This window comes from Klebsiella sp. WP3-W18-ESBL-02 (assembly GCF_014168815.1).
Classification (GTDB): domain Bacteria; phylum Pseudomonadota; class Gammaproteobacteria; order Enterobacterales; family Enterobacteriaceae; genus Kluyvera; species Kluyvera ascorbata_B.
The window spans coordinates 453342-467340 of sequence record NZ_AP021972.1 but is presented as its reverse complement, the minus strand read 5'-3'; the positions used below and the strand labels follow the sequence as shown (position 1 = coordinate 467340).

Here is a 13999-nt window from a genome sequence, read left to right as displayed (position 1 = left end):
CATGGCAACTACTATCGATGGAGAAAGTTGGCCAGCAGCGCGTGTCCTTGCTCGCTAAGAATGCTTTCCGGGTGGAACTGTACGCCTTCGAGATCCCACTCGCGGTGACGAATCCCCATGATTTCACCGGCTTCGCTAAGCGCGGTAACCTCAAAGCAGTCCGCCAGGGTACCCGGCTGAATCAGCAGCGAATGATAGCGGGTAACCGTCAGCGGGTTATTCAGCCCGCGAAAGACGCCCTGCTGCTGATGGAAAATCGGCGAGGTTTTGCCGTGCATGACCTGAGCGGCGCGAACGATACGCGCGCCAAAGGCCTGAGCGATAGCCTGATGACCTAAGCAGACGCCAAGAATGGGAATTTTGCCGGCGTAGCGGCGAATAACGTCAAGTGAAATACCGGCATCATCCGGCGTGCAGGGGCCTGGAGAGATAACGATTTTCTCCGGTGCCAGCAGGGCGATTTCCTCGAGAGTGATGTCATCGTTACGTCTGACCGTTACGCTGGCGCCCAGCTCACAGAAATACTGGTAAAGGTTCCAGGTAAAGGAATCGTAATTATCAATCAGCAGGATCATGGCGGCTCCGGTTATCTTTCTGCCGCCATTCTACCGGGTGACATCCACTTTAGCGATACGGGCGACGGCCTCATGCCTGACGCCGCCCGATATGGCTTACGGCAGGACTTTCGCGGAAAGGATCACGACCGGCTTGGTCGGCACATTCTGGTACGGCCCGACGTTATGGCTCGGCACCTGGGAGATTTTATCCGCCACGTCCATGCCCTTCACAACCTTGCCGAATACCGCATAGCCGAAATCACGCTGACCGTGATCAAGGAAGGCGTTATCGGCCACGTTGATGAAGAACTGGCTGGTTGCGCTATCTTTATCAGCAGTACGCGCCATCGCGATAGTGCCGCGAGTATTACGCAGGCCATTGTCAGCTTCGTTTTTAATCGGCGGGTTCGGCTGCTTCTGCTGCATCTGCTCGTTAAAACCGCCGCCCTGAACCATAAAGCCCGGGATCACGCGGTGGAACGTCGTGTTGTTGTAAAAGCCGCTATTAACGTATTTCAGGAAGTTTTCAACGGAAACCGGCGCTTTCTGGCTATCCAGCTGCAGCTCGATATTACCCGCGGAGGTCGTCAGCAGTACGTGCGGATTCTGGGTTGCTGCTAAAGCCGCAGGAGCCATCGCCGAGAGAGCAAAAACAGCCGCCACGGCCGCCAGAGTTGATTTGAGCATGAGAATTCCTTTAACAGGTGCAGTAGAGAAAGCAAGTGGCTTGATTCTAAAGAGGGACAGCCCCTCAGGCCAGTGCTTTACCAAAGTTTACCTGGGCTCAACGCTTATAATGAGCGTGGTAAGCATTGCCACATTTGATTTTGTGATCCAGATCACAATGAAAAGTGTAATACGCCAACGTTTGCGTAATAAAACTATGAATACGTCACTTCAGTGACTAAAATCTGCCCGCTCAGCGCAGTGTCAACGCGCTTTACACAACTATTCACAGGCCAGTCATGACTAACAGCAACCGTATCAAGCTCACATGGATTAGCTTCTTCTCCTACGCCCTTACCGGTGCGTTGGTGATCGTCACCGGGATGGTGATGGGGAACATCGCCGATTACTTCAATCTGCCCGTTTCCAGCATGAGTAACACCTTTACCTTCCTGAACGCCGGTATTCTGATCTCGATTTTCCTCAATGCATGGCTGATGGAAATTGTTCCCCTGAAGACGCAGCTGCGTTTTGGCTTCATTCTGATGGTACTGGCGGTGGCCGGCCTGATGACCAGCCACAGCCTGGCGCTGTTCTCGGCGGCCATGTTCGTGCTCGGTCTGGTCAGCGGGATCACCATGTCGATCGGTACCTTCCTGATTACCCATATGTATGAAGGCCGTCAGCGCGGCGCGCGCCTGCTGTTTACCGACTCCTTCTTCAGCATGGCGGGGATGATTTTCCCGATGCTCGCCGCCTGGCTACTGGCTCGTACCATCGAGTGGTACTGGGTCTATGCCTGCATTGGCCTGATCTACGTCGCGATTTTCGTGCTGACCTTCGGCTGCGAGTTCCCACTGCTGGGGAAAAAAGCCCAACAGAACGACCAGCCAGTGGTCAAAGAGAAGTGGGGCATTGGCGTGCTGTTCCTGTCCATCGCCGCCCTGTGCTACATCCTCGGCCAGCTGGGCTTTATCTCCTGGGTGCCGGAATATGCTAAAGGCCTGGGCATGAGCCTTGGTGACGCGGGTAAACTGGTCAGCGACTTCTGGATGTCTTACATGTTCGGCATGTGGGCCTTCAGCTTCATCCTGCGCTTCTTCGACCTGCAGCGTATCCTGACCGTGCTGGCTGGCATCGCGACCGTGATGATGTACCTGTTCAACCACGGCGAACCGCAGCATCTGGCATGGTTTATTCTGACCCTGGGCTTCTTCTCCAGCGCCATTTATACCTCAATTATCACCCTGGGTTCGCTACAGACCAAAGTCGCCTCCCCAAAACTGGTTAACTTCGTGCTGACCTGTGGCACCATCGGCACCATGCTGACCTTCGTGGTAACCGGCCCGATCGTTGCCAGCAGCGGCCCGCTGGCTGCGCTCACCACGGCGAACGGACTCTACGCTGTCGTGTTTGTGATGTGTCTGATCCTCGGCTTCGTTAGCCGCCACCGTCAGCATGCTACGGTTGCCGGACACTAATCCTTACCGCCCCTTTTCAACCTGAAAAGGGGCACCTTTCTCCAGCTCTGCCCCCCGCCGCTTATTTGCTCATTTCGAACAAAAAACAAACACCAAAGAAAGTTGTGTATTATCCGCAACTTACAAAACCACTTTAAAATCATAGCCATACCCATTAAGTGGTAGGTAAAGGCTAAATTGATTTGAATCAATAATCCCCCTAGCTGAATCGTTAAGGTAGGCAGTATTAGAATAGAAATCGAGGCAAAAATGAGCAAAGTCAGACTCGCAATTATCGGTAACGGCATGGTCGGCCACCGTTTTATCGAGGATCTTCTCGATAAATCCGATGCCAGCCACTTCGACATTACCGTCTTCTGTGAAGAACCCCGCATCGCCTACGACCGCGTCCACCTCTCCTCCTACTTCTCACACCACACGGCGGAAGAGCTGTCGTTGGTCCGTGAGGGCTTCTATGAGAAGCATGGTGTGAAGGTACTGGTCGGCGAACGCGCCATCACCATTAACCGTAAAGAGAAGGTGATCCACTCCAGCGCGGGTCGTACCGTCTTTTACGACAAGTTGATTATGGCGACCGGTTCTTACCCGTGGATCCCACCGATTAAAGGGTCTGAAACTCAGGATTGCTTCGTTTACCGTACCATTGAAGATCTGAACGCCATTGAATCCTGCGCCCGCCGTAGCAAACGCGGTGCGGTGGTCGGCGGCGGCCTGCTCGGCCTCGAAGCAGCCGGCGCGCTGAAAAACCTCGGCGTTGAAACCCACGTGATCGAATTCGCCCCGATGCTAATGGCGGAACAGCTCGATCAGATGGGCGGCGAGCAGCTCAAGCGCAAAATCGAAAGCATGGGTGTGAAGGTTCACACCAGCAAAAACACCAAAGAGATCGTGCAGGAAGGCGAGAACGCCCGTAAAACCATGCGCTTTGCCGACGGCAGCCAGCTGGAAGTCGACTTTATCGTCTTCTCTACCGGCATTCGCCCGCGCGACAAGCTGGCCACCCAGTGTGGTCTGGAAGTCGCCCAGCGAGGCGGCATCATGATTAATGACCGCTGCCAGACCTCCGATCCGGATATCTACGCCATCGGCGAATGCGCCAGCTGGAAGAACCGCGTCTACGGCCTGGTGGCGCCGGGCTACAAAATGGCTCAGGTTGCCGTTGACCACATCCTCGGCAGCGAAAACAGCTTCCAGGGTGCCGATATGAGCGCCAAGCTGAAGCTGCTTGGCGTTGACGTAGGCGGTATCGGCGATGCGCATGGCCGTACGCCGGGTGCGCGCAGCTACGTCTACCTCGACGAAAGCAAAGAAGTCTACAAACGCCTTATCGTCAGCGCAGATAACAAAACGCTGCTCGGCGCGGTGCTGGTCGGCGACACCAGCGACTACGGCAACCTGCTGCAGCTGGCGCTGAACGCCATCGAACTGCCGGAAAACCCGGATTCGCTGATTCTGCCGGCGCACGCCAGCAGCGGTAAACCGTCTATCGGCGTCGATAAGCTGCCGGACAGCGCGCAAATTTGCTCCTGCTTCGACGTCTCGAAAGGCGATCTGATCGCCGCGATTAACAAAGGTTGCCACACCGTGGCGGCGCTGAAAGCCGAAACCAAAGCCGGTACCGGCTGCGGCGGCTGTATTCCGCTGGTCACCCAGGTCCTCAACGCCGAGCTGGCGAAACAGGGTATTGAAGTCAACCACAGCCTGTGTGAACACTTTGCGTTCACCCGCCAGGAGCTGTATCACCTGATTCGCGTGGAAGGCATCAAAACCTTCGACGAGCTGCTGGCAAAATACGGCAAAGGCTACGGCTGTGAAGTCTGCAAACCGACCGTGGGGTCCCTGCTGGCTTCCTGCTGGAACGAATATATCCTCAAGCCGCAGCATACGCCGCTTCAGGACACCAACGACAACTTCCTGGCCAATATCCAGAAAGACGGTACCTACTCGGTGATCCCACGCTCCGCCGGCGGTGAAATCACCCCAGAAGGCCTGGTGGCCGTTGGCCGTATCGCGCGAGAATTCAATCTGTACACCAAAATCACCGGCTCCCAGCGTATCGGCCTGTTCGGTGCGCAGAAAGACGATCTGCCGGAAATCTGGCGTCAGCTGATTGAAGCAGGCTTCGAAACCGGTCACGCCTATGCGAAAGCGCTGCGTATGGCCAAAACCTGCGTCGGTAGCACCTGGTGTCGTTACGGCGTGGGCGACAGCGTGGGCTTCGGCGTGGAGTTAGAAAACCGCTACAAAGGCATTCGTACGCCGCACAAAATGAAGTTTGGCGTCTCCGGCTGTACACGCGAGTGTGCAGAAGCGCAGGGCAAAGACGTTGGCATCATCGCCACCGAGAAAGGCTGGAACCTGTACGTCTGCGGTAACGGCGGCATGAAGCCACGTCACGCGGATCTGCTGGCGGCCGACCTCGATCGCGAAACGCTGATCAAATACCTCGATCGCTTCATGATGTTCTACATCCGTACCGCCGATAAGCTGACGCGTACCGCGCCGTGGCTGGATAACCTGGAAGGCGGTATCGACTACCTGCGTTCCGTGATCATCGACGACAAGCTGGGCCTGAACGAACATCTGGAAGCTGAAATCGCCCGTCTGCGTGAAGCGTTTGCCTGCGAATGGACCGAGGCCGTAAACGACCCGGCCGCTCAGGTACGCTTCAAACACTTTATCAACAGCGAACAACGTGACCCGAACGTCCAGGTGGTTGCCGAGCGTGCCCAGCACCGCCCTGCTACGCCGTATGAACGTATTCCGGTCACTCTGGTGGAGGAAAACGCATGAGCCAGTGGGTAAATATCTGCAAAATTGACGCTATTGTCCCAGCGACCGGCGTCTGCGCCTTGCTGGGAGACCAGCAGGTGGCGATCTTCCGCCCGTATGCCGATGATCGGGTCTTTGCCATCAGCAACATCGACCCGTTCTTCGAATCGAGCGTGCTGTCTCGCGGCCTGATTGCCGAACATCAGGGCGAGCTGTGGGTAGCAAGCCCGCTGAAAAAACAGCGCTTCCGTCTGCGTGATGGGCTGTGCATGGAAGATGAGAGCCATTCCGTCGCCCATTACGAAGCGCGCGTTAAAGACGGCCAGGTGCAGCTCAAGGCCTGAACGTTCAGGCATAAGTAATACCAAAAACTTATGACCTTAAAGGGGTAACAGCAGGAAAAATCGTGTATTCCGTACGATGTCTGCTGTTATCCTTACCCGCATTATTCATTCCCCGCATTTCTATTGCTAATTCCGTGAGGTTGCCCCGTGGATCACTTACCCATCTTTTGCCAACTGCGCGATCGCGAATGTTTGCTGGTCGGCGGCGGTGATGTTGCCGAACGCAAGGCGCGTCTACTGCTGGACGCCGGCGCTCGCCTCACGGTAAATGCGCGGGATTACGTCCCGCAGTTCCACGTCTGGGCCGAGGCGGGAATGCTGACGCTGGTCGCGGGCGACTTCCAGCCCGCTCTGCTCGACCCCTGCTGGCTGGCCATTGCCGCCACCGACGACGATGCGGTCAATCAGCAGGTCAGCGATGAGGCGGAAGCTCGACGCATTTTCTGCAACGTGGTGGATGCGCCGAAAGCCGCAAGCTTTATCATGCCATCAATTATCGACCGCTCGCCGCTCATGGTAGCGGTCTCCTCCGGCGGCACCTCACCGGTGCTGGCACGCCTGCTGCGCGAGAAGCTGGAAGCGATGCTGCCACAGCATCTGGGCCAGGTTGCGGCCTATGCCGGAAAGCTACGCGAACGGGTGAAAAAACAGTTCTCCACGATGGGCGAACGCCGCCGCTTCTGGGAAAAAATGTTCATGAACGATCGCCTGGCGCAGTCGCTGGCTAACCAGGACCGCCAGGCCATTGAAGAAACGACCGAACAGCTGCTGACCGCCCCGCTCGACCACCGTGGTGAAGTGGTGCTGGTCGGCGCCGGGCCGGGCGATGCCGGGCTCCTGACGCTCAAAGGGCTACAGCAGATCCAGCAGGCTGACGTCGTGGTATACGACCGACTGGTCTCTGATGACATCATGAATCTGGTTCGCCGCGACGCAGACCGCGTATTCGTCGGTAAACGCGCGGGCTACCACTGCGTACCGCAGGATGAAATTAACCAGATTCTGCTGCGTGAAGCACAGCAGGGTAAACGCGTGGTGCGCCTGAAAGGCGGCGACCCCTTTATTTTTGGTCGCGGCGGTGAAGAACTGGAAACCCTGTGCGATGCGGGTATTCCTTTCTCGGTGGTGCCGGGGATCACGGCCGCTTCAGGCTGCTCGGCTTACTCCGGCATTCCGCTGACCCATCGCGACTACGCACAAAGCGTACGCCTGGTCACCGGCCACCTGAAGACCGGCGGCGAACTGGACTGGGAAAACCTGGCGGCAGAAAAGCAAACGCTGGTGTTCTACATGGGGTTGAACCAGGCAGCCACTATTCAACAGAAGCTGATTGAGCACGGAATGCAGGGCGATATGCCGGTCGCCATCGTCGAGAACGGTACGGCGGTGAACCAGCGCGTGGTCGATGGTCAGTTGACGCAGCTCGGCGAGCTGGCGCAGCAGATGGCGAGCCCGGCGCTGATTATCGTTGGGCGCGTGGTTGGGCTTCGCGACCGGTTGAACTGGTTCTCCAACCATTAAACGTAAAAAAACCGGGATTATCCCGGTTTGAAGTTGGTGACAAAATAGCTGCCTGATGGCGCTTCGCTTATCAGGCCTACATAAACCCACACAACCCACTGATATTGCAGAGCATGTAGGCCGGGTAAGGCGCAGCCGCCACCCGGCAATTTGCGCTAATGCTTACGGTTTGGCCACAAAGCCAATCGCTTCGTACACCGCCTTCAGCGTCTGAGATGCACGCGCGCTGGCCTTCTCTGCGCCTTCTTTCATGATCTTCTGCAGGAAAGCTTCGTCGTTACGGAAGCGATGATAACGCTCCTGCAGTTCGCTCAGCATACCGGAAACGGCTTCCGCCACTTCCCCTTTCAGGTGGCCGTACATCTTGCCTTCGAAGTGTTTTTCCAGCTCAGGAATGCTCTGGCCGGTTACGCCGGAGAGAATATCCAGCAGGTTAGAAACGCCCGCTTTCTCTTTCTGATCGTAGCGAATAACCGGCGGCTCTTCAGAGTCGGTCATCGCACGTTTGATCTTTTTCACTACCGATTTCGGGTCTTCCAGCAGGCCAATCACGTTGTTGCGGTTGTCATCGGACTTGGACATCTTCTTGGTCGGCTCAAGCAGCGACATCACGCGCGCGCCGGACTTCGGAATAAACGGCTCAGGCACTTTGAAGATATCGCCGTAGATGGCGTTAAAGCGCTGGGCGACATCGCGGCTCAGCTCCAGGTGCTGCTTCTGGTCTTCACCAACCGGCACCTGATTGGTCTGGTACAGCAGGATGTCTGCCGCCATCAGCACCGGGTAGTCAAACAGGCCGGCGTTGATGTTTTCCGCGTAGCGGGCAGATTTATCTTTGAACTGAGTCATACGGCTCAGCTCGCCGAAATAGGTGTAGCAGTTCAGCGCCCAGCCCAGCTGTGCGTGTTCCGGCACGTGAGACTGTACGAAGATGGTGCTTTTTTCCGGGTCGATTCCGCAGGCCAGATACAGCGCCAGCGTGTCGAGCGTCGCCTTACGCAGCGCCTGCGGGTCCTGACGTACGGTAATCGCGTGCTGGTCAACGATGCAGTAGATGCAGTGATAGTCATCCTGCATGTTGACCCACTGACGCAGTGCACCCATGTAGTTACCGATGGTCAGTTCACCTGACGGCTGTGCGCCGCTGAATACGATGGGCTTAGTCATGTTCTGATTCCTGATTTTCACTGTTTGCAAGCCCGAGAGCGGGCAAAAGTTCATTGAAGTGGTCAAAGACGACGTCCGGCTCGCTCAGCGCGATGGCTTCGCCATAGTTGTAGCCGTAGGTCAGACCAACGGAGGTGCAGCCCGCAGCCTTAGCGGCCTGAATATCATTGCGCGAGTCACCGACAAACAACAGCGCTTCCGGGGCCAAAGAAAGCTTTTCCGCTACCTTCAGCAGCGGCTCGGGATGCGGCTTCTTGTTCTGCACGTCATCCCCGCCAATCACCACGGAGAAATAGCTGTCGATGCCCAGCGACGCCAGTATCGGTGCCACGAACGGCGTTGGCTTGTTGGTCACCAGCGCCAGCGGTAAGCCGCTGGCGTGCAGCGCGGCCAGCGTTTGCTCAACGTGCGGGAACAGGAAGCTACCCTCTTCGGCAAACTCGGCATAATAACGATCGAACAGACGTCGCAGCACGCGAAGCTGCTCGTCTTGCGGAATATCGTGGCTATCGACGGAGGGTTTCCCCTGCGCCGCGCGCTGGGAAGCACGTTCCTGGCGGGCCCAGTTCAGCGCCCGTTCCATCAGAACGTCGGCACCGTTGCCAATCCAGGTAACGACGCGGTCTTCGCCCGCGACCGGAAGCTCCAGCGCATACAGGGCGCTATCCACCGCCGCCGTCAGCCCCGGCGCGCTGTCGACCAGCGTACCGTCGAGGTCAAACGCGACGCCGCGAATGGTTTGCAATTTATCCATGACTTACCTTTGCCAGCTCACTGCGCATTTCATCAATGACTTTGTTGTAGTCTGGTTGGCCAAAAATCGCCGACCCGGCGACAAACATATCCGCCCCGGCCGCCGCGATTTCGCGAATATTATTCACCTTCACGCCGCCGTCGACTTCCAGACGGATGTCATAGCCGGACGCATCAATGCGGCGACGCACTTCCCGCAGCTTGTCCAGCGTATGTGGAATAAAGGACTGACCGCCGAAGCCTGGGTTAACCGACATCAGCAGGATGACGTCCAGCTTGTCCATCACGTAGTCGAGGTAGCTTAGCGGCGTAGCCGGGTTCAGCACCAGACCCGCTTTACAGCCATGTTCTTTGATCAGCTGCAGCGTACGGTCAACGTGTTCAGAGGCTTCCGGATGGAAAGTGATGATGCTGGCGCCTGCGGCGGCAAAGTCCGGCACCAGACGGTCAACCGGTTTCACCATCAGGTGCACATCAATAGGGGCGGTAATGCCGTAATCACGCAGCGCTTTCAGCACCATCGGTCCGATGGTCAGGTTAGGCACGTAATGGTTATCCATAACATCGAAATGAACCACGTCCGCCCCGGCGGCCAGCGCACGGGCCGTGTCTTCCCCCAGGCGGGCAAAATCGGCCGACAAAATTGAAGGGGCAATCAGGTACTGTTTCATCCGCATCTCCTCAGAGCCTATCCATTAGGGTCTTTAACGTTGTTTTTTGCCTGGCGGGCGATACAGCGCCAGCAGTTCGTCCACCTTTTTACGCGTGCCGCCGTTGCGGCTAATACTGCGTCGAACCTTGACGACGTGCGTATCCGTCGCGTTTTTATACCATTCCAGCGTCAGCGGCGTACGATGGTTCGAAATCAGTACCGGGATCCGCTTCGCCATCAGCTCCTCCGCCTTTCGCGCCAGAATCTCCTGCTGCTCCAGGCTGAAGCTATTGGTGTGATAAGCCGTAAAATTGGCCGTAGCTGACAGCGGCGCATAGGGCGGATCGCAGTAGACTACGGCATTTTTGCCGGCGCGCTTCATGCAGTCTTCATAAGACTCGCAGTAGAATTCGGCGTTTTGCGCCTTCTCAGCGAAATGGCGCAGCTCGGCTTCCGGGAAATAGGGCTTCTTATAACGGCCAAACGGGACGTTAAACTCACCGCGCAGATTATAACGGCACAGGCCGTTGTAGCCGTGGCGGTTGAGGTACAAAAACAGCACCGCGCGACGGAACAGGTCGGTACTGGCGTTAAACTCTTCGCGGAATTGATAGTAGCGCTCGGCGTTATTGGTTTCGGGAACAAACAGCGTCCTCGCCTGCTCAACGTACTCATCGGCGCGCGTTTTAACGATTTTATAGAGCTCAATGAGATCGCTGTTGATATCAGCCAGAATATAACGCGAAAAATCGGTATTCAGGAATACCGATCCAGCACCAACGAAGGGTTCAACCAGACAATCGCCCTCGGGCAGATGGCCTTGAATTTCATCGAGCAGCGGGTACTTTCCCCCTGCCCATTTCAAAAAAGCGCGATTTTTTTTCATGCGGCCTGACTACTTACACTCTCTCCGGCTGTGGAGAAAGCTCCGACAGCATCCTGCGCTTCTACGCCCCGCCTATACCATGCGATATAGACGGGGCGGTCGACAACGAAACGACGGTTACTTCAGGTCAGACTGTACCTGATGCAGCGGTTTCGCCCACGGGTTTTTGGCCTGTACGTCGGCTGGCAGCGTGGTCACGGCGCGTTTGGCATCATCTTTCGATGCGTAGATGCCGCTGACCAGGACATACCACGGCTGGCCATTGCGAGAGGTTTCATACACCACGTAGTTTTTCAGGTTCTCTTTCTTCGCCCAACCGTTGAGGTTGTCGTAGTTAGAAGAAGAGCTGAGCTGCAGCGTGTAATGTGAGCCAGAAGCTGATTTCAGCGAGCCCACGTCGCCCGCCGACTTGCCGGTTGCCGTCGCGGCAGGCGCTGCGGTTGCCGTCGCGGCAGGCGCTGCGGTTGCAGCGGCCGTAGCCGTCGTGGCGGTAGCCGCAGGCGCAGCGGTGGTTGCCGCCGGTTTTGCCGCTTCAGCCGCAGGCGCTTTTGCCGGCGTTGAGGTGGCCGCCGTTACGGTCTGTTTCGGCGCAGTGGTCACCGGCTTCGTTTCAACCGGTTTGCTCTGCGCGGCCGGAGCCTGCTTTTTCACCGTGGCCATCGGCTGCGGTTTGGTTTCGATAACCGTATGCTTACGTTCCGGACGCGGAGCCGTCGCGGTCTGACGCGGCGTTTCCACCGGCGCAGTGACCGCAGGGCGCGCACCGTTACGAATCGGTGCCACGGTAGCCGGTTCCGTCGGCAGCGTAGAGTTCACGACCGTGTCGTCGCTCTGGCCCTGCGGCTGCGTCAGCGCATTGTTCAGGTCACCCTGAACTTCGACGCGCTGCTGACCGTCCGGCGCAGCGGTCTGCTGGCCCTGGGTCGGCGTAGAGGAGATTGGCGGCAGCGTGACGTCCTGCTGCGGGTTGTTTTCCTGTGCAGGCTGAGGCTGAGAAGCATTGGCCTGATCGGTATTATCGCCCGACAGAGAGATGCTCTTCTCCGACGATGCGCTTTGATCGTTTGAAGAAGGTGCTTTCAGTGCCGAACCGATGCCGACAATCAGCACCAGCAGCACAACCACGCCCAGCCCCATCATAATGTACTGGCGGGAAGCCGGTTTACGCGGCGCGGCATTTTTACGTTTACGCGGGCGGCGCTCTACCACTTCCTCTGCGTCAGCGTCATCGGCTTCTTCAGATTCGTAGTATTCGTCTTCCGGCTCGGCTTCTTCACGTGCTTTGCGACTACGGGACGGACGACGCTCATCCGCATCGAGTTCCACATCATCAAAGTTGATCTGTGGCTCGCTGTCACGATCGGAAGATTGACGAGAGCGACCAGTACGACGATCGCTGGGATCGGGTTTCAGCTCGTCTTCTGGTTTAAATTCATCCATTTAACACCCCACTAAAAGGCTTATGCCACGACAATTGCACATCACCTGAAGTTAAAACACCGCACGAACGCGGCTAGACCTTTCTTATAGTTGCGCCTGCTGGGTATCAGCAATAGCGCCAAGAACCACATCGTGGGATACGCCACCGCGTACCTCACTTTTCCCGATAGCCAGCGGCAGCACTAAGCGCATTTCGCCAGCCAGGACTTTTTTATCTCGCAGCATGTGCGGCAGATAGGCTTGCGCCGTCATCTCCTGCGGACCCGCAACCGGCAGCCCTGCGCGCTTAAGCAGTGCGATGATGCGCTGAGTATCCTGAGCGTCAAACTGGCCCAGGCGCTCGGAGGCGTGAGCCGCCATCACCATACCCGCCGCCACGGCTTCACCGTGCAGCCAGTTGCCATAACCCATCTCGGCTTCAATGGCGTGGCCAAACGTATGCCCAAGATTGAGTAAAGCACGTAACCCGGTTTCGCGCTCGTCGGCAGCCACAACATCGGCTTTCAGCTCACAACAACGGCGAATACAGTACGCCATCGCTTTTTCATCCAGCGCCATCAGCGCGTCGATGTTCGCTTCCAGCCAGTCGAAGAACGGCGCATCCAGGATGATGCCGTACTTAATGACTTCGGCAAGGCCAGAGGAGAGCTCGCGTTTCGGTAGCGTTTTCAGGCAGTTCAGGTCAACCACAACGGAGGCCGGCTGCCAGAATGCGCCAATCATATTCTTACCAAGGGGATGGTTGACCGCGGTTTTGCCGCCAACCGAAGAATCCACCTGCGACAGCAGAGTGGTAGGCACCTGGATAAAGCGTACGCCGCGCTGATAGCTCGCCGCCGCAAAACCGGTTAAGTCACCGATCACACCGCCGCCCAGCGCCACCAGCGTAGTATCACGACCGTGTGGTTTCTGCAAAAGCGCGGTGAAAACGGTATCCATGACGGCCAGGCTTTTATACTGTTCGCCGTCCGGCAGAATGACGCTATCAACCTTCACGCCAGCCTGCTCGAGCACGGAGCGAACCTGGTCCAGATAAAGCGGTGCCAGCGTTTCGTTGGTGACCAGCATAACCTGATCGCCGGACTTGAGCGGTAAGAAGGAAGCTGGGTCGTTAAACAAACCAGCCGCGATGGTAATCGGGTAACTACGTTCCCCGAGAGTTACTGTAAGCCTCTCCATAACGCGACGTCCACCTTAGTGACTGTTATTCGCTGGCATTCTACTTTTCAGGCCAGTATTAGTTGCTTTCCAGCATATGGATGATCTGGTTAGCGACAACTTTTGCGCTCTGATCGTCAGTACGAATAGTGACGTCAGCAATCTCTTCATACAGCGGATTACGTTCGTCGGCCAGCGCTTCGAGCACTTCGCGCGGCGGCGTTTCAACCTGCAGCAGCGGGCGCTTTTTATCGCGCTGAGTGCGAGCGAGCTGTTTTTCAATGGTGGTTTCCAGATAGACAACCACGCCACGAGCGGAGAGACGATTGCGCGTTTCGCGTGATTTTACAGAGCCACCGCCTGTTGCCAGAACAATACCCTGCTTTTCCGTTAACTCATTGATGATTTTTTCTTCGCGGTCACGGAAACCTTCTTCGCCTTCGACATCAAAGACCCAGCCCACGTCAGCGCCTGTTCGTTTCTCAATCTCTTGATCAGAATCGTAAAATTCCATATTGAGCTGTTGAGCCAGCTGGCGCCCAATAGTGCTTTTGCCGGCACCCATGGGCCCAACCAGAAAGATATTGCGTTTCTCTGCCATT

13 protein-coding genes are annotated in these 13999 nt (G+C 56.8%); 4 read left to right on the top strand and 9 right to left on the bottom strand.

Annotated elements, in window-relative coordinates; translation table 11 throughout:
- Nucleotides 1-11: 11 nt before the first annotated feature.
- Nucleotides 12-575, bottom strand: coding sequence for an aminodeoxychorismate synthase component 2 (gene pabA / locus H7R56_RS02200; RefSeq protein WP_106925149.1), 564 nt, complete (start codon nt 573-575; stop codon nt 12-14).
- Nucleotides 576-671: 96 nt separating this feature from the next.
- A complete protein-coding gene (gene ppiA / locus H7R56_RS02195) occupies nt 672-1244 on the bottom strand; it encodes a peptidylprolyl isomerase A (RefSeq protein ID WP_106925148.1) in 573 nt (190 codons plus the stop codon).
- Between the two features lie 278 nt (nt 1245-1522).
- Between ppiA and tsgA the strand changes: the two genes are divergently transcribed.
- The 4 genes from tsgA (at nt 1523) to cysG (ending at nt 7341) form a co-directional block, all read left to right on the top strand.
- Nucleotides 1523-2704: an MFS transporter TsgA gene (tsgA, locus tag H7R56_RS02190; RefSeq protein WP_106925147.1), complete on the top strand. Its 1182-nt coding sequence runs from the start codon at nt 1523-1525 to the stop codon at nt 2702-2704.
- A gap of 249 nt (nt 2705-2953) precedes the next feature.
- On the top strand, nt 2954-5497 hold the full coding sequence (nirB, locus tag H7R56_RS02185) for a nitrite reductase large subunit NirB (RefSeq protein ID WP_106925145.1): 2544 nt from the start codon (nt 2954-2956) through the stop codon (nt 5495-5497).
- Nucleotides 5494-5820, top strand: coding sequence for a nitrite reductase small subunit NirD (gene nirD / locus H7R56_RS02180; RefSeq protein ID WP_106925144.1), 327 nt, complete (start codon nt 5494-5496; stop codon nt 5818-5820). Before nirB ends, nirD begins: the two co-directional genes overlap by 4 nt.
- A gap of 147 nt (nt 5821-5967) precedes the next feature.
- Nucleotides 5968-7341 (top strand): siroheme synthase CysG, encoded by a 1374-nt coding sequence (gene cysG, locus H7R56_RS02175; RefSeq protein ID WP_106925143.1) that lies wholly within the window; start codon nt 5968-5970, stop codon nt 7339-7341.
- Nucleotides 7342-7503: 162 nt separating this feature from the next.
- Here the strand turns inward: cysG and trpS are convergent, their stop codons facing one another.
- From trpS to aroK, 7 genes are all read right to left on the bottom strand, one after another.
- A complete protein-coding gene (gene trpS, locus H7R56_RS02170; protein ID WP_106925142.1) occupies nt 7504-8508 on the bottom strand; it encodes a tryptophan--tRNA ligase in 1005 nt (334 codons plus the stop codon).
- Entirely contained in the window at nt 8501-9262 is a 762-nt protein-coding gene (gene gph, locus H7R56_RS02165) for a phosphoglycolate phosphatase (RefSeq protein WP_106925141.1), read from the bottom strand. Before gph ends, trpS begins: the two co-directional genes overlap by 8 nt.
- The gene (gene rpe / locus H7R56_RS02160; protein ID WP_106925140.1) at nt 9255-9932 is read right to left on the bottom strand and encodes a ribulose-phosphate 3-epimerase; all 678 of its coding nucleotides are present in this window, start codon (nt 9930-9932) and stop codon (nt 9255-9257) included. The genes gph and rpe overlap by 8 nt, the downstream gene beginning before the upstream one ends.
- 33 nt (nt 9933-9965) lie before the next feature.
- Nucleotides 9966-10799: an adenine-specific DNA-methyltransferase gene (dam, locus tag H7R56_RS02155; RefSeq protein WP_106925139.1), complete on the bottom strand. Its 834-nt coding sequence runs from the start codon at nt 10797-10799 to the stop codon at nt 9966-9968.
- Nucleotides 10800-10916: 117 nt separating this feature from the next.
- Nucleotides 10917-12239, bottom strand: a complete 1323-nt coding sequence (damX, locus tag H7R56_RS02150; RefSeq protein WP_106925138.1) for a cell division protein DamX — start codon at nt 12237-12239, stop codon at nt 10917-10919.
- Nucleotides 12240-12323: 84 nt separating this feature from the next.
- Nucleotides 12324-13418: a 3-dehydroquinate synthase gene (aroB, locus tag H7R56_RS02145; protein ID WP_106925137.1), complete on the bottom strand. Its 1095-nt coding sequence runs from the start codon at nt 13416-13418 to the stop codon at nt 12324-12326.
- A gap of 58 nt (nt 13419-13476) precedes the next feature.
- On the bottom strand, nt 13477-13998 hold the full coding sequence (gene aroK / locus H7R56_RS02140) for a shikimate kinase AroK (protein ID WP_035892101.1): 522 nt from the start codon (nt 13996-13998) through the stop codon (nt 13477-13479).
- Nucleotide 13999 lies beyond the last annotated feature (1 nt).